At 40.5% G+C, this 18,594-nt stretch carries 21 protein-coding genes and 1 pseudogene; 16 read left to right on the top strand and 6 right to left on the bottom strand.

The window, feature by feature from the left end:
• The first annotated feature begins 52 nt into the window (after positions 1–52).
• The 8 genes and pseudogenes from accB to BUB77_RS09860 all read left to right on the top strand — a co-directional run bounded on the left by accB (position 53) and on the right by BUB77_RS09860 (position 5,831).
• Positions 53–475: an acetyl-CoA carboxylase biotin carboxyl carrier protein gene (accB, locus tag BUB77_RS09820; RefSeq protein WP_073275326.1), complete on the top strand. Its 423-nt coding sequence runs from the start codon at positions 53–55 to the stop codon at positions 473–475.
• A gap of 70 nt (positions 476–545) precedes the next feature.
• Positions 546–968, top strand: coding sequence for a 3-hydroxyacyl-ACP dehydratase FabZ (fabZ, locus tag BUB77_RS09825; protein WP_073275328.1), 423 nt, complete (start codon positions 546–548; stop codon positions 966–968).
• Between the two features lie 22 nt (positions 969–990).
• Positions 991–2,370 (top strand): acetyl-CoA carboxylase biotin carboxylase subunit, encoded by a 1,380-nt coding sequence (locus BUB77_RS09830; protein ID WP_073275330.1) that lies wholly within the window; start codon positions 991–993, stop codon positions 2,368–2,370.
• Between the two features lie 113 nt (positions 2,371–2,483).
• A pseudogene (locus tag BUB77_RS30995) lies at positions 2,484–4,213 on the top strand (acetyl-CoA carboxylase carboxyltransferase subunit alpha).
• 59 nt (positions 4,214–4,272) lie between these two features.
• Entirely contained in the window at positions 4,273–4,452 is a 180-nt protein-coding gene (locus BUB77_RS09845; protein ID WP_073275336.1) for a hypothetical protein, read from the top strand.
• 125 nt (positions 4,453–4,577) lie between these two features.
• Positions 4,578–5,231: a 4'-phosphopantetheinyl transferase family protein gene (locus BUB77_RS09850; RefSeq protein WP_073275338.1), complete on the top strand. Its 654-nt coding sequence runs from the start codon at positions 4,578–4,580 to the stop codon at positions 5,229–5,231.
• A 116-nt stretch (positions 5,232–5,347) separates the two neighbouring features.
• On the top strand, positions 5,348–5,560 hold the full coding sequence (locus BUB77_RS09855; RefSeq protein WP_073275340.1) for a CsbD family protein: 213 nt from the start codon (positions 5,348–5,350) through the stop codon (positions 5,558–5,560).
• Positions 5,561–5,564: 4 nt separating this feature from the next.
• The gene (locus BUB77_RS09860) at positions 5,565–5,831 is read left to right on the top strand and encodes a GlsB/YeaQ/YmgE family stress response membrane protein (protein ID WP_073275342.1); all 267 of its coding nucleotides are present in this window, start codon (positions 5,565–5,567) and stop codon (positions 5,829–5,831) included.
• A 194-nt stretch (positions 5,832–6,025) separates the two neighbouring features.
• On the opposite strand, the gene BUB77_RS09865 is transcribed toward BUB77_RS09860, so the two are convergent.
• Entirely contained in the window at positions 6,026–7,393 is a 1,368-nt protein-coding gene (locus tag BUB77_RS09865) for a citrate/2-methylcitrate synthase (protein WP_073275344.1), read from the bottom strand.
• Positions 7,394–7,736: 343 nt separating this feature from the next.
• A complete protein-coding gene (locus BUB77_RS29860; RefSeq protein WP_170866625.1) occupies positions 7,737–7,904 on the bottom strand; it encodes a hypothetical protein in 168 nt (55 codons plus the stop codon).
• Positions 7,905–8,157: 253 nt separating this feature from the next.
• On the opposite strand from BUB77_RS29860, the gene BUB77_RS09870 reads away from it, so the two are divergent.
• Entirely contained in the window at positions 8,158–8,520 is a 363-nt protein-coding gene (locus tag BUB77_RS09870) for a helix-turn-helix domain-containing protein (RefSeq protein WP_170866626.1), read from the top strand.
• A gap of 194 nt (positions 8,521–8,714) precedes the next feature.
• On the opposite strand, the gene BUB77_RS09875 is transcribed toward BUB77_RS09870, so the two are convergent.
• The 3 genes from BUB77_RS09875 to BUB77_RS09885 all read right to left on the bottom strand — a co-directional run bounded on the left by BUB77_RS09875 (position 8,715) and on the right by BUB77_RS09885 (position 12,360).
• Positions 8,715–10,226 (bottom strand): MutS-related protein, encoded by a 1,512-nt coding sequence (locus tag BUB77_RS09875; RefSeq protein WP_073275348.1) that lies wholly within the window; start codon positions 10,224–10,226, stop codon positions 8,715–8,717.
• Positions 10,216–11,844, bottom strand: a complete 1,629-nt coding sequence (locus tag BUB77_RS09880; protein ID WP_073275350.1) for a MutS-related protein — start codon at positions 11,842–11,844, stop codon at positions 10,216–10,218. The genes BUB77_RS09875 and BUB77_RS09880 overlap by 11 nt, the downstream gene beginning before the upstream one ends.
• Positions 11,845–11,913: 69 nt before the next feature.
• Positions 11,914–12,360 (bottom strand): MerR family transcriptional regulator, encoded by a 447-nt coding sequence (locus BUB77_RS09885; protein WP_073275352.1) that lies wholly within the window; start codon positions 12,358–12,360, stop codon positions 11,914–11,916.
• A 282-nt stretch (positions 12,361–12,642) separates the two neighbouring features.
• Here BUB77_RS09885 and BUB77_RS09890 point away from each other — a divergent pair, with 282 nt between their 5' ends.
• The 6 genes from BUB77_RS09890 (at position 12,643) to BUB77_RS09915 (ending at position 16,352) form a co-directional block, all read left to right on the top strand.
• Positions 12,643–13,128, top strand: coding sequence for a methylglyoxal synthase (locus tag BUB77_RS09890; RefSeq protein WP_073275354.1), 486 nt, complete (start codon positions 12,643–12,645; stop codon positions 13,126–13,128).
• Between the two features lie 89 nt (positions 13,129–13,217).
• Positions 13,218–14,252, top strand: coding sequence for a 2-hydroxyacid dehydrogenase (locus BUB77_RS09895; protein ID WP_073275356.1), 1,035 nt, complete (start codon positions 13,218–13,220; stop codon positions 14,250–14,252).
• Between the two features lie 97 nt (positions 14,253–14,349).
• On the top strand, positions 14,350–14,505 hold the full coding sequence (gene rd / locus BUB77_RS09900) for a rubredoxin (RefSeq protein WP_073275358.1): 156 nt from the start codon (positions 14,350–14,352) through the stop codon (positions 14,503–14,505).
• A gap of 77 nt (positions 14,506–14,582) precedes the next feature.
• Positions 14,583–15,122, top strand: a complete 540-nt coding sequence (rbr, locus tag BUB77_RS09905; RefSeq protein ID WP_073275360.1) for a rubrerythrin — start codon at positions 14,583–14,585, stop codon at positions 15,120–15,122.
• Between the two features lie 39 nt (positions 15,123–15,161).
• The gene (locus tag BUB77_RS09910; protein ID WP_073275362.1) at positions 15,162–15,545 is read left to right on the top strand and encodes a desulfoferrodoxin family protein; all 384 of its coding nucleotides are present in this window, start codon (positions 15,162–15,164) and stop codon (positions 15,543–15,545) included.
• A gap of 129 nt (positions 15,546–15,674) precedes the next feature.
• The gene (locus BUB77_RS09915; RefSeq protein ID WP_073275776.1) at positions 15,675–16,352 is read left to right on the top strand and encodes a Crp/Fnr family transcriptional regulator; all 678 of its coding nucleotides are present in this window, start codon (positions 15,675–15,677) and stop codon (positions 16,350–16,352) included.
• A 102-nt stretch (positions 16,353–16,454) separates the two neighbouring features.
• On the opposite strand, the gene BUB77_RS09920 is transcribed toward BUB77_RS09915, so the two are convergent.
• Entirely contained in the window at positions 16,455–16,718 is a 264-nt protein-coding gene (locus tag BUB77_RS09920) for a thioredoxin family protein (protein WP_073275364.1), read from the bottom strand.
• Between the two features lie 208 nt (positions 16,719–16,926).
• Between BUB77_RS09920 and BUB77_RS09925 the strand changes: the two genes are divergently transcribed.
• Entirely contained in the window at positions 16,927–18,153 is a 1,227-nt protein-coding gene (locus BUB77_RS09925) for an FprA family A-type flavoprotein (protein ID WP_073275366.1), read from the top strand.
• Positions 18,154–18,594: the final 441 nt, after the last annotated feature.

The raw sequence follows: 18,594 nt of genomic DNA on the forward strand, positions 1-18,594 counted from the left end.
ATTCCTGGATTAAAAATAAAAAAGAGTATAAGCAGGAAAGGAGGGAAAAAGGTTGAATCAGGAAGAGATTCTTCAATTAATAAATGCTGTTTCATCCAGTAATCTGACAGCTTTCCGTTATAAGGACGGGGATGTTTCCTTGGAACTGGAGTGTATGGCGGGTTTCTCAGGTGAAGGCCCGGCTAAGGTTATGGTTCCTTCGAAAGAAGCTGGAACGGCTGAAAAGGATGAAAACCTGTCAGTAATCCAATCCCCCATGGTGGGTACCTTTTATGCGGCAAAGTCCGAAAAAGGCGAACCCTTTGTACAGGTCGGAGACAGGGTGAAAATAGGGCAGGTAGTCGGTATTATCGAAGCGATGAAGCTTATGAACGAAATAGAATCGGATTACGACGGTATTATTGAGAAAATATCCGTACAGAACAAGGACATGGTAGAATACGGGCAGCCTCTGATTTACATCCGGACGTTGTAATACACAATAAAAAGGGCAGGCACGAAACAGCGGACACTAATAAGCGCAGGATAAGGGAAAGGTTATATTTATGTTGGATATTAATGAAATTAAGAAAATCATACCTCAGAGAAGTCCTTTTTTAATGATAGACAGAATCGATGAACTGGAGCCGGGAAAACGTGCGGTGGGAAGGAAATGCGTAAGTTATAATGAGTCTTATTTTGAAGGCCATTTCCCGGATGAACCGGTCATGCCGGGTGTCCTGGTAATTGAAGCATTGGCACAGGTTGGGGCGGTTGTCTGTCTTTCAACAGAAGAGAATAAAGGAAAAAATGCTTATTTCGGAGGCATTAATAAGGCCAGATTCCGTAACAAAGTAATTCCGGGGGATGTATTGACACTTGAGGTTGAGCTGATTAAGGGGAAGGGAAGTATAGGAGTAGCCTCTGCCAGAGCATACGACGGAAATAAGGTATTTGCCGAAGCAGAGCTCATTTTTGCCATCAGCTAGAAAAGAGGTAGCCATTATCAATATGATTAATAAGATTAATAAGATATTAATTGCCAACAGAGGAGAAATTGCAGTGCGAATCATACGGGCCTGCAGGGAAATGGGAATTACCTCCGTAGCCATTTGCTCGGATGTGGATAAGGATGCCCTGCATGCCCAGTTAGCGGATGAAACCATCTGTATAGGACCGGTATCCTCAAAGGACAGTTATCTGAAAATGGACAGAATCATAAGCGCAGCCTGTGCGGCAGAAGTGGATGCCATACATCCCGGCTTTGGCTTTCTTTCGGAGAATGCCAGATTTTCCGACCTTTGCAAAAAATGCGGAATCATCTTCATTGGGCCCACGGGAGATGTAATCGATAAGATGGGAAATAAATCAGAAGCCAGAAGGACCATGATAGAAGCAGGCGTTCCGGTTGTACCGGGAACGAAAGAAGCAGTAGCGTCTGCAGAGGAAGGCTTAAAGATTGCATCGGATATTGGTTATCCGGTTATTATAAAGGCAAGCGCCGGAGGCGGCGGAAAAGGAATGCGTATTGTTAGGCGGGAAGAAGAATTTGCAAAGCTCTTTGAAACTGCCGGACAGGAGGCAAAGAATTCCTTTGGTGATGATACACTCTATATTGAAAAATACGTGGAAGGTGCCAGACACATTGAATTTCAGATTCTGGCAGATAATTATGGGCATGTAATACACCTTGGTGAGAGGGATTGCTCTCTTCAGAGAAGACATCAAAAGCTGATAGAGGAATCTCCGGCCCATCATATGCCCCCGGAAATCAGAAAGGCCATGGGAGAAGCAGCTGTAAAGGCTGCGAAAACAGTAGGCTATCAGAATGCAGGAACCATAGAATTTATTTTGGATAAGGATAACCGGTTCTATTTTATAGAAATGAATACAAGAATCCAGGTAGAGCACGGTATTACCGAGCTGGTAACAGGGATTGACCTGATAAAGGAACAGATTAAAATTGCGGGAGGCAGACCTCTTAACTTATCCCAGGAGGATGTAGTAATGAATGGGCATGCTATTGAATGCAGAATCAATGCAGAAAACCCCATGAAAGACTTTATGCCCTGTCCGGGTACGGTTACATCCCTTCATTTTCCCGGAGGCAACGGAGTGCGGATTGATTCTGCTCTATATGCCGGGTATAAGATTCCCGCAGCCTATGATTCCCTCCTTGTAAAGCTTATGGTTCACGATACCGACAGAGAACAGGCTATACAGAAAATGCGGGGAGTGCTGGGAGAGCTTGTGATTGAAGGAATCGATACAAATCTGGATTTCCAGTATATGCTCATTAGTCATGAGGAATTTATAAAGGGTAATACGGATACATCCTTTGTAGAAAATTTGTTAAAGGACAGAAAAGCAATATCTAAGGCTGCGGTTTGAAAAATTGTGGGAAGGCTTTGCTGTTAGTGTGAATTATCGAATGGGATAATTCACACTCTGATTTAAGGCAGTAAATCATATGCAATAGGAGCTATCTAAGAAAAGAGGTCATCATGCTTAATGATATGTTTAAGAAGAATCTTGCTGCAGGTGGTGAGCAAAAAAAGCTTACCCAGGATAAAAAGCGAAAGGACTCCCTTTACGATGCTCAGGTACCGGAAGGGCTTTTTGATAAATGTGATAAATGCAACGAAATAGTTTATCTGGAGGATGTGGTACAAAACTTATATATTTGTCCCGTATGCGGCAGCTATTTCCGTATCAGTCCAAGAATCAGACTTAGCATGGTGCTGGATACGGGAAGCTTTACAGAATGGGATACAAATCTTCCGGTAAGTGACCCTCTTTGCTTTCCGGGCTATCAGGAAAAATTAAATCATCTCCGTATGGCTACAGGCCTGGAGGATGCTGTGGTGACAGGAAAAGGTACCATAGAAGGGATGGAAGTAGCAATCGGAGTGATGGCTTCCACCTTCCTTATGGGCAGTATGGGAGAAACAGTTGGAGAAAAGATAACCCGTCTGATAGAAACAGCCACGGAAAAAAGGCTTCCGGTAATTCTCTTTTGCTGTTCCGGCGGTGCCAGGATGCAGGAGGGCATCATATCCCTGATGCAGATGGCAAAGACCGCAGGAGCTATCAAAAAGCATGACGAAGCTGGGCTTTTATATATCACAATACTGACAGACCCTACAACAGGAGGGGTTATGGCAAGCTTTGCCATGCTGGGAGATATCATTCTGGCGGAACCGGGGGCTTTAATCGGCTTTGCGGGACCAAGAGTAATTGAACAGACCATAGGACAGAAGCTTCCGGAAGGATTTCAAAGTGCGGAGTTCTTATTGGAGCATGGATTTATCGATAAGGTAGTAAAACGGAATAAATTGAAGCAGACATTGTCTCTTCTTATCAGAAGTGTGGATGCGTCAAAAGAGCTGCCATACCAGAGTGAAAGTTAGAAATAGTGAAGAAAAAGATAAGGAGAGATAGTATGCCAGCAGAATTGACAGCATGGGAACGTGTTGAAATAGCCAGAGGAATTGAAAGACCTACCAGCCTTGATTTTATCAGCGGTATTTTTAATAAATTTATAGAGCTTCATGGAGACAGACAGGGAAAGGATGACGGAGCTGTTACCGGCGGTATCGCCGTAATAGAAGGAGAATTTGTCACAGTTATCGGCCTGCAAAAAGGACGCACCATAAAGGAAAATATTAGAAGAAACTATGGAATGGCGAACCCTTCCGGTTACCGGAAGGCGTTAAGGCTGATGAAGCAGGCGGAAAAGTTTCACAGGCCCGTTATCTGCTTTGTAGATACTTCCGGAGCATATCCGGGGATAGAGGCAGAAGAAAAGGGTCAGGGAGAGGCAATTGCCAGAAACCTGTTTGAAATGTCCGGTTTAAATGTCCCCATTCTCAGCATCATAACAGGAGAAGGGGGAAGCGGCGGAGCACTGGCGCTTGCAGTTGCCAATGAAGTGTGGATGCTTGAAAATGCAGTATATTCCATTCTTTCACCGGAGGGCTTTGCTTCTATTTTGTGGAAGGACAGCAAAAAGGCAGCAGAAGCGGCAGAGGTCATGAAAATAACGGCACAGGATCTGTTGAATTTAAAAATTATTGAAAGAATTATTCCGGAGGAAGAACCGGTAAATCTTATTAATCTAATGAATGTTACCGAAGTATTAAAGGCAGATATCATATCCTTCCTTCATTCTTATAAAGAAAAAAGCAGTGAAGAAATCATGGTACAACGTTATGAAAGATTTCGTAATATGTAAGACGGCTAAAATTTTAGTTTAAATTTTAATAGTAATTATTGGATGGCAGAAGGAAATAGTTGATTCAAAATGCAGAATGGAAATTTAAGAAGACTGATAATGATAAATGGCAGAGCCTGATAGCAGGGCTTCTGCCATTTTTCATACTAACCGCCATGTCTTCCCAAACGCGCGGTAAGATTGGGCCGAGGATTTTGCAGGCACTAATTTATTACTATGATATCGTATTAATGCTATAAAATGTTGATATAAGATAATATATCCTATAAAATGTAGATTAAATACTGGAAAGAATGTAAAATAGATTATATGGTTTATAAGATGATTCAAATAAAGTACATAATGAAAGAATAGGAAAAAGGATATGAAGGATAAGATATATTTCATTGAATTAAATGAGGATAAGAAATATGAAGAATATAAACAATATTTTTCTCTTCTGCCTTTAGCAAAACAGCAGCAAATAGATAAGTTTCGATATGATATAGATAAAAAATTAAGTTTAATCGCAGATTTGTTTATCCGCTTTTTGATATGCCAAAATCTGAATCTTCACAATAAAGAAATCTCTTTTGAAAAAAATTCTTTTGGGAAACCCTATCTAATGGGAAATGCAGAATTTCATTTTAACATATCTCATACCAGAAATGCGATTGCCATAGGCATTTCCAGTAATCCAATTGGTGTGGATATAGAAAAAATTAAATGTGCTGACCTAAAAATAGCAGAGCGTTTTTTTTGCAGTAATGAATTGGAGTATATACAATCAAATAAACAAGACCGTTTTTTTTATGAAATCTGGACAAAAAAAGAGGCTTATATAAAGTGGGACGGAAGAGGATTATCCATCCCATTGGATTCCTTTGATGTGACAGAATCAACAATAGATAAAATTCTTCATACAATTACAATACACGATTATATTATTTCTATCTGCAGCAGGCAGGATTTTAGCGGAACCTGGTGCATGGAACTTACAGAAGACTCAGTTCTCGATTGTCTGCAGAAATTATCATGATTGATTGTCAGAAGACCTTAACTGTTTTCCTCTAAAAAATAATTTATCATCCTTTCTTTTCCTGAATTTTTTGTATGTTCTTATTGCATACTAAAGATAAGGAAGGAGAAGTAGAAATGGATAATAAATTAAATAATCAAATAAACCAATTATCCGGTAAGGTGAAAGAAACTGCCGGTAAGATGGTTCACTCCGACCAGCTGGAGCTTAAAGGCAAGCTTCAGGGAATGGGAAGTGAAATTAGTGAAAAAGGGGAAGAAATAAAGGAAAAGGCCGCTCATAAGGCCAATACGATCCTTGATAAAATTAAAAACGAGAGAGGAAGGTGATGATATGCCGGAAATCAGTAATATTATAATATGGATTATACTTGGTGGTATATCCGGTTGGATTGCCAGTAAGATAATGAAAAAAGACAGCCAGATGGGTGTTGGTATGAATATTCTGGTAGGTGTAGTAGGTGCCTTCATTGGAGGCTGGCTCGCCGGTGTATTCGGATGGGGTCCTGCAACAGGTTTAAATATCTGGAGTTTTATCGTATCCATTGTTGGTGCGGTAATATTGCTCTTTATCATAAGCCTGTTCAAGCAAAAGGATTAGCAGGCAGATGCAGGAAACAAAAGGCATCCCAATCCAGCCAAAGATATGTAAAAGTTATAATAGTTCTTATTTAGGCAGTACCGCAAGCAGGCCTGCGGTATGCATGGGATGTAGTTCTGAAATAATAAAAGGAGCATTTCACAGATGAGTTTGTGAAATGCTCCTTTTGGCTCTTTAAGTATTATTCTTAAATTTCAAGTTCTATCCTTCAATTTGCTATAGCTCTTTAATTTCGATACACTCTTATAGGCAGGACGAATAATCTTGCCGGCATTAATAAGCTCTTCCATTCTATGGGCGCTCCAGCCGGAGATCCTTGCGATTGCAAAGATTGGTGTATAGAGTTCAATAGGAAGGTCCAGCATGCTGTATACAAAACCGCTGTAAAAATCCACATTGGCACTGACACCTTTATATATCTGACGTTCCTTTGCAATGACCTCAGGAGCCAGTCTTTCAACCATATTGTAAAGCTTAAATTCGCTCTTGCGGCCCTTTTCTTCGGAAAGCTTCTCCACGAAGCTTTTGAAAATTTCAGCTCTGGGGTCTGAGATGGAATAAACTGCATGGCCCATACCGTAGATCAGGCCGGATTTGTCAAAGGCATTTTTATTAATCAGGGAAGTCAGGTAACCGCGAACTGCGTCTTCATCCTCCCAATCCGTTAGTACCTTTTTCATATCATCAAACATCTGTATGACCTTGATGTTAGCACCGCCATGCTTGGGACCCTTTAGTGAGCCCAGGGAAGCAGCAACGGAAGAATAAGTATCCGTTCCCGTTGAGGTTACCACATGGGTCGTAAAGGTGGAATTGTTACCGCCTCCGTGTTCAGCATGAAGTACCAGAGCCACATCCAGGATTTTCGCTTCTAAAGGGGTATATTTGCTGTCCGGCCTTAAGAGGTGAAGAATTAATTCCGCAGTGGATAAGTTGGGGTCAGGAGTGTGGATATACAAGCTTTGACCGTCATGATAGTGGCGGTATGCCTGATAGCCGTATACGGACAATAACGGGAATAAGGATATAAGCTGCAAGGATTGTCTAAGTACATTAGGTAAGGTTATGTCATCTGCGGATTCGTCATAGGAATACAGGGTAAGGACACTTCTTGCCAGTGTATTCATCATATCCTTACTGGGAGCTTTCATAATAATATCCCTTACAAAAGAGGTGGGCAGAGAACGGTATTCGGAAAGAAGCTGCTGAAAGTTTTTAAGCTCTTCCGCCTTTGGGAGTACACCAAAGAGCAGAAGGTAGGTAACCTCCTCAAAGCCAAAACGGTTATCTTCAATAAAACCCTGAACAATTTGTTTTACATCAATACCCCTGTAAAAGAGCTGTCCTTCACAAGGGACATATTCGGATTCAATAATGGAATGGGAACGCACTTCCGCAATTTCCGTCAGACCGGTCAATACGCCCGCACCGCTTACATCCCTAAGCCCTCTTTTTACTTCATATTTCGTATAAAGAGAGGGGTTAATTACACTGTTCTTGATGCATAGATCGGAAAGTGTCGAAATCTCAGGTGTAATACCGGAAAAGTTCATATTACTCATAACAGCCTCCTTTGGGTTATATTTTTTGTAATAGTATGAATTATTTTGCATGATAAAGTATAATTTCAAGCTGATGCATGTTAGCTTTCGTCAATACTAAAATATAACAGATAAATAATAATTAATATATTAGCATAAATAAAAGAAGACCACAAGCAGTAACAGATAAAAACTAAAAACCTGTTATTTATAATTATACATTAATAGGATGAACGTTCAGTAATAAAATACTATCTGAAATACTCAAAATACTCCAGGCCTTTTGAATTTCATAAAAGGAAAGAGGTGTTATTTTTGGAGAATAAGATGGGGTATAAGCTTAGAATACAAAGTCTTTTAAGAATTATAAGGTTTGGTTTTTATTATTTTTTCCTTTCATAAGGAGCACTTCTGCTTCACGGATAACCTTTAACCTGTCACTTTCGTTCAGAGTTATATACTTATCATACAGCTTAATAAGTTCTTTTGTTTCTTGTTCGGTCAACTGTTTTTTCGAATTTATCCTATGCATAAAAGTACCCCCGTCTATAGAAAAGGATTAAAAGTAATTACGCAGCTTATTCAGAAATTTGTGAAAGAAAAGTATTCCCCTCCCTGAGGGGAATATATAAATTATATTTTGGGAGGGGATGGGAAAAGACATTATCATTAAATGACTTTTCAAAAGGTATAATACATCATTGGATGATTAAAGTCAAGAATCTAATCTACATTAATTGACATTTATGTCATTTAGTGATATTTTTAATCCGGGAGGTGTGATATTGGAAAACCGTGTTAAGCATTTGAGGAAAGTACTTAACCTGTCACAAAAAGACTTTGGGGACGTCCTTGGACTTAGACCAAATACAATTAGTTCCATAGAAACAGGTAAGAATACTTTGACAGAACAAAACATAAAGATGATTTGCGGGGCATTTCAGATAAATGAAAACTGGCTGCGAAACGGTACCGGTGAAATGTACAGGAAGCCTCCTGAAATAGATGAATTAACAAGAGTTGTAAATGAAATCGTAAAAAGTGAGGATGTTTTCGCAAAGCGGTTCTTAATTGCATATTGGAATCTATCGAAAGAGAATCGTACAGTGATATCTGATTTTATAGATAAGCTGGCAAACAATAAGTGAAAAGGGCCGCTGATTTATGCAGTAAACATCTGCGAGCAGATGCGCATGTAATAGGAGCTGGATTGAAAAATGCAATGAATTTTTAACCTTTATTTAAGCAGTATCACAAGCAGGCTTACGATACTCATGGATAATAAAAATGAAAAAGAATCCTGTGTAGAAGAAATAAACTACTTCTACACAGGATTTTTGTATTATAGAGCATGCATTACATCAGTATACAAATCCAAAGCAAAGCCTGTCTTTACCGGCCCGCCTTCGCTCAGCCGGAAGCTTCTTCTGCCGTCCGCTTCTCTGTCAGCCCGCAGAAATACATCTTCTGAATGGCCCTCCAGGTAAAGGCTGTGGCTGAATTCATAATTATGGGTAACATAAAAGCAGGTAATTCCGGATTTTCCAATGCCTTCGAGCAGCTCTTTGGCTAAATAAGCCCCGTCATAATCGGTTGTAGTTGAGAAGGTCTCATTGAGCAATAACAGGCTGTCAGGTACGATTCTCTCAATAATATCCTGCAGTTTTAACAGTTCCTGCTCCAGGAGGCCGTACTTCAGGGAAGTATCTTCATCATCTGGAAAATGGGTGAAGATGCTTTGGTAAATATTGCAGGCATACTGGCCGGCAGCTGTAAAATAACCGCTCTGTGCCAGGAGCTGGGCAGTGCCGATGCTTCTGAGGAAGGTAGTTTTACCGCCTTGGTTGACTCCGGTAATAATCCAATTCTGCTTATCCTTATAAGAAATGCTGTTGGTTGTTGCGGAATTATCTTTTATTACCAGAAAAAGATCCGACAGCCCGGAGGTCATTAAAACTTTTTGAGTATCCACAAATTCCGGGAAGCAGATATTGATTTTCCGGTCTGAAAGATACTTGTAAAGGTTTATTCCGCCGCAATAAAAACCAAATTGGAATTTTAGCTGTTCCAGCAGGTGTATCGCGGAATGATTGAAGTCACTTATAGTTTTTAAAATCCAGGTAAGGCTGGCATCAACTATTTCCCGTACTTTATTTTCAATAGTAGTGTTTTCTATTTTTATTTCATAGATGCCTTCCGCTTTATGAATAAAGGGCAAAACTCTCTTTTTTTCTTCCGTCGGGTTTTCATCGGAAAGAATGCGGTGAAGGGTCAAATCCGTCATTTTAAGGCCCTTTCCAAGGTGTATACCTATAGAGATTGCATCGGTTTTCTTTAAGACAGTAAGAGAGTGCAGAAGCGTTCTGACCTCCCTGATAAAACTTTCGGTATAATAAGCTGTAAATTCCCCGCAAAAGGAAGAAAAAGCCTCGGAAGTAAAATTATTTTCTTTTCTTATGCTGCCCTGGATTATTTCCAGGTACTCCAATGCAGTGAAGGCTATTTCGGACTGATTGAGTATCTTTTTGGGGACGGAGATGACGTAGTTATATTTTTGGCTTGCACTGTCATCAAAGGCTTTTATCCTTTTAAGTGCCTCCAGGGCAGATTGGTATATGGTATGAAATAATTCTGCGTGGGTTATTCCATCCTGTAAGACTGTCTGCCGTTTCATGATTTCTTTCTTTCTGGTGGAAGGCTGAAGGAGCATCTGGCGGCATATCCTAAGAAGCTCTGTATCTTCCTCTGCCATTACGGCAAGAAGCGGGTCAAGCTTTAAATCCCGCAGGAGAGTTTTACTGTCCGTCCTGGGCCTTTGATAGGTGTTATCTTTCGTTATCAGTTCAATTTCCATTGGCGATACGCTCCTTTATCTGATTTCCTGATAAATGATACTTTAAGGCAATATCAATGGCCCGGGCACTTAAAGCTGCTTCTCCGTTACATATTCGGTAGGTCCTTTGATAACCATCTTCTTCCTTGACGGCAGCAACCAGACTGATCATTCCCTCCCTCCGGCTTGCCAGCTCCGGAACGTGGGTAACGCAGATTACCGTGCCGGACTTCTCAAAAAGCTGAGGAAGGAGTAATTTTGTTAAATCACAGGCATCAGCCGCTGTGGTGGAAGAAAACATTTCATTGAGAATATAAAGGCAGTTCGCCGGAGCTTTTTCCAGGACTTCTTTCAAATGATGCAATTCCTCCAGCAATTTGCCATTGTTAACCTGGCAGTTTTCCTCCGTGGTGAAGTGGGTATATATGCCGTTAAGGTGAGGGAGCAAAGCTTTCTTTGCAATTACGGGCATTCCAAGAACAGCAAGAAAGGCTGTCTGGCCGATACTTCTGGCATAAGTGGTCTTACCGCCCTGATTTACTCCGGTTACAAAGGCTCCTCCCTCACCCTCCTGTAACAGCAGGTCATTCAGAGTTACCTCCTTTACTGACCCAGCGGATAAGGCAAGGTTAATATCGCATATTCCCTGGAGATAAAAGCTGCTCTGTTCCTTTAATACCGGATAGGTCAGAGGAAAGCCCTTCTCCCTCAGGCCGGCAGCAAGCAGATGGCCCGACAGGTAAAATTCAGACTCCCGGTAAAGCTTCACCAGCGTCTCATCTGCCAGCGGCTGTCTTTCCGCCGTGAATTCCAGACATTCCCGGCATAGTTTAGGATATTCCTTTTCGACCAGGGATATCAGCTTACTTTCAAAGGGATTCAGACCCGGCTGGTTAAAAAGGCGGATGGAATTATTGGGGGAATCCTCCAGGCGGAATACTTTCTGTACGGCTCTTCCAAAATCCTCAGGGTCTTTTGCAAAGCTTACTCTTACTGCATTTTCTGCCATGGTCAAAGTACAATGGATATTTTCCAGCTGCTCATTTAAGCGTCCGGCCTGAAGGAAGAAGTCATAATAGCCTTCCCTGTCCAGCTGGGCCTTTAATAGGGAGAGCAATGAATTCAGGGCTGCCGACCTGGCCTGTTCCTTTAACGTGTTGTATAACCCATTGATGCAGTGATAATAAAGTACCGCAGCATCCAGGTAATACTTGCTTTGCTGCAGGGGAGTATCCGATTGGGTACTGTACGTAAGCAGACGGAGTACCTGGGAAAAGTCATTTCTGAAATTTTCCATCCCTTGAAAAATAACCGGATTGTCAAGCTCCTTATAGATTTCCTGCCGGTAAGTAATGGTATGGATGTCCTTTGGAAAGCTTAATAAAAGCTCCTTTATGCCCTCCGGCAGTGTTCCTTCATATCTGGAAAGAAGGACGGCCTCCAGATTCAAATCCCGAAAGAAACAGGGAAGCTCATTGGCTGCGTCCACGGCCGTTTCCTCTACGACCATTCTGGCGCCTACAAAATAAGTCTTCTTTTCTGTTTTTTGCTCTCCACGGTAATAAATCTGGTTCTGAGCCTGCTTTTCTGCCTCCGCTTCCTGTTCCAGATTCTCATAAAATAAACTAAAATACGCCATAGCTGCACCTCCTGAGGGAAGTATAAACTATGACGCATAGGTAGAGTCAATTCAAAATTTAAAGACATTTTACAGCCATAAAATATCCGAAAAATCATGCTCCAGCTTTTCGTTCTCAAGGCAATAGATTCGGGAGATGCTGACTGCTTCTCCTTCCGCCGTTTCTTTTTCCGGCTCTGCCTTAAGATGTGCAAGCATGGAATCGATATTTTCGTTATTATAGCTTAGAATATGGATGCTTCTGTCATTTTCCACCTTTTTCTCCTGCAGTTTTCTTTTAACAGAATCCATGGAATAACCTTCTGCTTTCATATCTTTGATATCGGCTAAGGAAAAACCCAATTTTTTAAAGCTGATGATAGTATTCAGCTCTTTTAGCTGCCCGGAATCGTAATAGCGGTATCCATTGGATTTGTTGACCTCTGCCGGGGTCAGAAGGTTGAGCCTGTCGTACAGATGGAGCGCCCGGACAGAAACTTCACAGAAATCAGCAAATTCTTTTATTTTTAACAGCATGGATACAGTACCTCCTTATGTATGGTATGGACGCGGTAATATTTCAAGTTTTCTTTATCTAAATAGTAAATCATTCCAAATGGGTTTTCAATACCGGATTTGAGAATATTTGACGTCTGCAAACAACATTTTTACATTGCATTTTTATGGTAAAGCAAGTATGATAGAGGTGTAAACATGGAATGCTGTAGGAGTGGTATAAAGCCGCAGACCGGACAAGTTTACAAAGGAATGTAAGTCAATAAACAATTATGATCGATAAAAGGTTTAACAGGAGGTAATATGCTATTAGATGATTACATTTATTTTAAAATAGGCAAGACAAAACATATTGCTTTAATTGCCCATGACGGCAAGAAACAGGAGCTTGTAAAGTGGGCCGAAAAGAACAAGGAGATTTTAAAGAATCATTTTCTTTGCGGTACCGGAACAACGGCAAGGCTGATATCCGAGCAGACCGGATTGCCGGTAAAAGGCTACAACAGCGGTCCTTTAGGCGGTGATCTGCAGATAGGCTCCAGAATTGTGGAAGGCGGTGTTGATTTTGTAGTGTTTTTATGGGACCCGCTGGAATCCCAGCCTCATGACCCGGATGTAAAGGCACTTCTTCGTATTGCAGTTGTTTATGATATTCCCATTGCAAATAACCTGGCTACGGCAGATTTCCTGCTGGCATCGTCACTGATGAATGACGAATACGACAGGAAGGTTGAGAATTTTAATAAAACCATGAAGGACAGGCTTGAAAAGTTCTCGGAAGAGAAATAAAGAAGAATAGAAACTTCATTTTTCATGCATCCTATAAGATAGCACTTACTGTACCATTTTCTTCAGCTTGACAGAAAGGTGTGGTGATAATGAGTAAAATTTGTTTTTTTGATACAAAGCCCTACGACAGGACATACTTTGATAGTTACAAAGAGCAGTTCGGCTTTGAGATTGATTATTTTGAGCCAAAATTAAATGCAGATACGGCAATTATGGCAAGGGGCTATGAGGTAGTAGTCGCCTTTGTGAATGACACCATAGATGCAAAGACCATAGATATCCTCTATGAAGAAGGCGTAAGGCTTATTGCCATGCGCTGTGCAGGATATAATAATATTGATTTCAAGGCAGCTTACGGAAAAATCCATGTTGTCAGAGTGCCGGCTTACTCCCCTTATGCAGTGGCAGAGCATGCCATGGCTCTTTTGCTTACCTTAAACCGTAAGATACACCGGGCCTATAACAGAACCAGGGAGCACAATTTCAGCCTCAATGGATTGACCGGCTTTGATTTGCATGGAAAGACCATGGGGGTAATCGGTACAGGAAAGATAGGAAGGATATTTATCGATATCTGCAAGGGCTTCGGAATGGAGGTTCTGGCCTATGACCCCTATCCGGCAAAGGACGCAGGACTTCATTATGTATCCGTGGAAGAGTTATGCAGGCGTTCGGATGTTATTTCCCTTCATTGTCCCCTTACCAAGGATACCTGGCATTTGATCAATAAAGATACCTTACAGCTGATGAAGAAGGGTACTTATATTATAAATACTTCAAGAGGAGCCCTGATAAACAGCGAGGACCTGCTCCATGCCATAAAGGAAGAACAGATAGGCGGTGCAGTGCTTGATGTATATGAAGAGGAAACGGAGTTCTTTTATGAGGACTTATCCGGAGAAATTATAAAGGATGATATCCTTTCGGGATTAATCTCCATGCCAAATGTCATAGTAACCTCTCATCAGGCATTTCTGACAAAGGAAGCATTGAATAATATTGCGGAAATAACCTTACAAAATATCAAGGATTATGCGGAGGGTGCAGGACTTCCCAATGAAATCTGCTATCGCTGTACAAAACTGGACCATTGCGATAAGAATGAAAAAAACAGATGCTTCTAAATCAAGGTTGTAATCAATTTCATTTTATGCTATAATTTAAAAGTATTAATCAAGTACAAAAATTATAAAATTTAACAAACATAAGGAGGTGTTTTACATGAAGTACGAGTGTCCTTGCGGTTATATTTATGATCCTGAGACAGGTGATCCAGATGGCGGTATTGCACCCGGAACTGCATGGGAGGATATTCCCGAGGATTGGGTATGCCCTGTTTGCGGTTTGAGCAAAGATTCCTTTACACCGATTGACTAAGTTGACATAATAAAAAGAGCTCTTGCTTATTATAAGTATGCGCTCTTTTTTTTCAATGTGTACGATGGGAGGTACAAATGAAAGAATTAAAAGGCAGTAAGACAGAAGCAAATTTAATGGCAGCCTTTGCAGGCGAGTCCCAGGCAAGAAACAAATATACATATTATGCCTCCAAGGCAAAAAAAGAAGGCTATGAGCAGATTGCCGAGCTTTTCCTTGAAACAGCCAACAATGAAAAAGAGCATGCAAAGATATGGTTTAAGCTCCTTCATGACGGTATGCCGGATACCAGGGAAAACCTTGCAGATGCCGCATCCGGGGAGAATTATGAATGGACCCAGATGTATGCGGATTTTGCCAAAGAAGCAAAAGAAGAAGGCTTCGACCGTATTGCCTGGTTATTTGAAAGTGTAGCCAAAATTGAAAAAGAGCATGAAGAAAGATACAAAAAGCTTCTTTCCAATCTGGAGGATGGACTGGTGTTTTCAAAGGATGGAGATACCATCTGGCAGTGCGCTAATTGCGGACATATCCATATTGGTAAAAAAGCACCGGAGAAATGTCCTGTCTGCGATCATCCTCAGGCTTACTTCAAGGTACTGGCAACAAATTATTAATAATGTTTTATGTGCCTAATGCACGGAAAGGTAGATAATATGAAAAAGGAACCCAGATTTTTTAAATGTAAGCATTGCGGAAATATAGTAACATTTTTCTACGAATCAGGTGCACCTTTGACCTGCTGTGGTGATAAGATGGAGGAATTAGTTGCGAATACAACAGAAGCAGCTACTGAAAAGCATCTTCCGGTAGTAGAAAGAGAAGGCAATACAGTAACAGTCTGTATTGGAAGCGTAGAGCATCCTATGACAGAAGAGCACTCCATCCAGTGGATTTATCTGGAGACATCAAAAGGCTTACAGGCACGTTTCTTAAATCCTGGTGAGAAACCGAAGGCAGTTTTTGTACTGTCAGATGAAGAACCCGTTGCAGCTTATGAATATTGCAATCTTCATGGACTTTGGAAAACAGAACTGTAATAAGCTTTCAAACGCCGGCCTTTCGTAAAATTCGAAACGGCCGGTATTTTATATATAGCTTTGTAGTATAATGAAAATAGTAATGACAGAAATTAGTTTTATAAAATGGAAGCAGGAAATGAGGTAATTATGCTAAAGGAACAGGATGTAAATTACATATCCCACGCCTTTACCTTTTGGGATAAGTTAAACGAAGGAGAAAAAAACCGCTTATTGAACAGTACCCTACCGGTACAGTATGAAAAGGGGACCAGGATACACAGCGGCAGTAATGACTGCATTGGAATCCTGCTAATTAAAAAGGGGGAATTAAGGGTTTACATTCTTTCGGAGGAAGGAAAAGAAGTAACCTTATTCCGACTGAGAGAGGATAATATCTGTATTTTATCAGCCTCCTGCATCTTGGATAATATCACCTTTGACGTGCACATCGATGCGGAATGTGATAGTGAAGTACTTTTGGTTGATGCTGCTTCTTATCAGCAGCTATGCTTAAATAATATTTATGCCGACAATTTTATTAACAAGCTGACTATTGACGCCTTTTCCGAGGTTATGTGGGCAATGGAGCAGATTCTCTTTATGAGCTTTGATAAACGGCTTGCCATTTTCTTATTGGATGAGACGGTGAGAAGCGGGTCGGATACCATAGAACTGACCCATGAGCAGATTGCAAAATATGTGGGAAGTGCCAGGGAAGTGGTTTCCCGCATGATGAAGTATTTTGCACAGGAGGGAATCGTGGAATTGTACAGAGGCGGTGTTAAAGTAATCAATAAGAAGAAATTAAGAGAGCTGATTCCTTAAAATAAATGATATTGATAAATGAGAACAAAGAAGAAGTTCTATGCCTTCCTGCCGCATAAACCCGAGGCATTTAAGGAAAAGGCATAGAACTTTTTTGTACTTTTATGAAGCAAGGGCTGCATCAAGGACATTTTTCACAATATCCTTTGAAGGAACTCCTTCATGAAGCTTGTCCGTACCCACGTAAAACGTCGGTACATAATAATAATCATACTTTTTAGCAATATCAGGGTGCAGCTCTTCGTCAATGAACTCTATGCGAATATCCTCATATGCAGGATTTTCCTGCATTAATTCATTTAAAATTAAGTGAGTTCTAAGGCAATGGGGGCACCAGCTGGTCTCAAACATAATGACTTTTCTCATATTAATCCCTTCTTTCGTATAAGTTCAAATGTTTAAGAATTATTTATGTGATACTATAGAATTTAACAGTTTTTCTTTTAATATGCAAGCTTTTTCACAGAAGTGAAAATCCGGGTATAATTTATTGTAAACTTAGGATAGTTTGGTGGTTGACTAAGTGAAATTTTAAAGATAAAATGTTCCTAGGATGTTACAAGGAGGACGAATAATGAAAATTACAGATATAGCAGAAGGTACCTATCAATTATCCATTGATGTGGAAAATATATTATTTGAAGGCTTATGGGATATACCAAAAGGCGTTACATTGAATTCATATATCATAAAGGGTGAAAAGACAGCCATAGTGGATGGTGTATGCGGCTGGGACGGAGTTCCGGAGAGCCTTTTTTCCCTGTTAAAGGAGCTTGATATTGAACCTGCTTCCATTAAATATCTTATTGTAAATCACGTAGAACCGGACCATTCCGGCTGGATAGAGGCCTTTAAGAAAATAAACAATGATTTTCAGATTCTATGCAGCAAGAAGGGAAAGGAGCTCTTAGGAGCCTTCTATGGTTTAACAGAGAATATTACCGTAGTAGGAGATAAGGATTCTTTTGATCTGGGAAAGGGACATGTATTAAGCTTTGCAGAAATACCAAATGTTCATTGGCCGGATACCATCGGAACCTTTGACCATGGAACGGAAGTACTGTTCACCTGTGATGCTTTTGGTTCCTTTGGAAAATGTGACGGAAGAATCTATGCAGAAGAATTCAGCAAGGAAGAGCTAAAGGAATATGAGGAAGAAACCCTGAGGTATTATTCCAATATCGTGGCTACCTTCTCTCCTCAGGTCAAGTCAGCCATCAGGAAAATAAGAGAGATTCCGGCAAAGCTTATCGCGCCGGGGCATGGACTTATGTGGAAGGATACCAAGACGATTATTGATGCCTATGATGACTATGCAGATTATCAGAAAGGCCCTGCCAGAGAAGAGATAACCCTGATCTGGGGCTCCATGTATGGAATGACAGAGACTGCCGTAAAGCATGCTCTTAAGGTCTTGGAAAAAGAAGACATTACCCTGCATGTTCACAGAGTGCCGGAGGACTCCTGGGGCACGGTATTAACCTCAGTCTGGACTTCAACAGGTGTGATTCTGGCTATGCCCACCTATGAATTCAAGATGTTTCCGCCAATGAGTGCTGTTTTAGAGGAAATTGGCAAGAAGAAGGCGTTGAACCGTAAAGTCTTCCGTTTTGGTTCCTACGGCTGGTCAGGCGGAGCAGAAAGAGAACTTGCAGATATCAATACAAGGCTTAACATGGGCTGGGAATTTCTAGAGCCGGTTGAATTCGCAGGAGTACCAGGGGAAGAAAATTTACAGAAAATCGAATCCCAGATTAAGGAGCTTGTAAAGCAGGTGAAGGAAGCTGTTAAGAATAAGTAGCAGTCAATATAATCAGGAATAAAAATATTGATAATAGATATTAAAAAAAATACTATCAAAATAAGTAGTAAACCGAAGTTTAAAAAATATTAAAAATAAATAGAAAAAGGGAGCGGCCCAAGCTGGTGTTAAGTTATCCAGTTGATGACTGCTTCTTTTTTTGCTCATTTAATCCTTTTGCTCATTTAATTCTTTTGCTCATTTAATTCTTTTGCTCATTTAATCCTTTTGCTCATTTAATCCTTTTGCTCATTTAATCCTTTTGCTCATTTAATCCTTTTGCTCATTTAATCCTTTTGTTCGTTCAACCCTTTTGCTCATTCAACCCTTTTGTTTATTTAATCCTTTTATTCATTCAATTCTTTTGTTCGTTCAATCTTGCTTATGAGAGAGCATCAAACAGATTTAAAAACGTTTTTAAAAGCAAAACATAAGCATATA

The sequence above is a fragment of the Anaerocolumna jejuensis DSM 15929 genome (genome assembly GCF_900142215.1).
In the GTDB taxonomy this organism is placed as follows: domain Bacteria; phylum Bacillota; class Clostridia; order Lachnospirales; family Lachnospiraceae; genus Anaerocolumna; species Anaerocolumna jejuensis.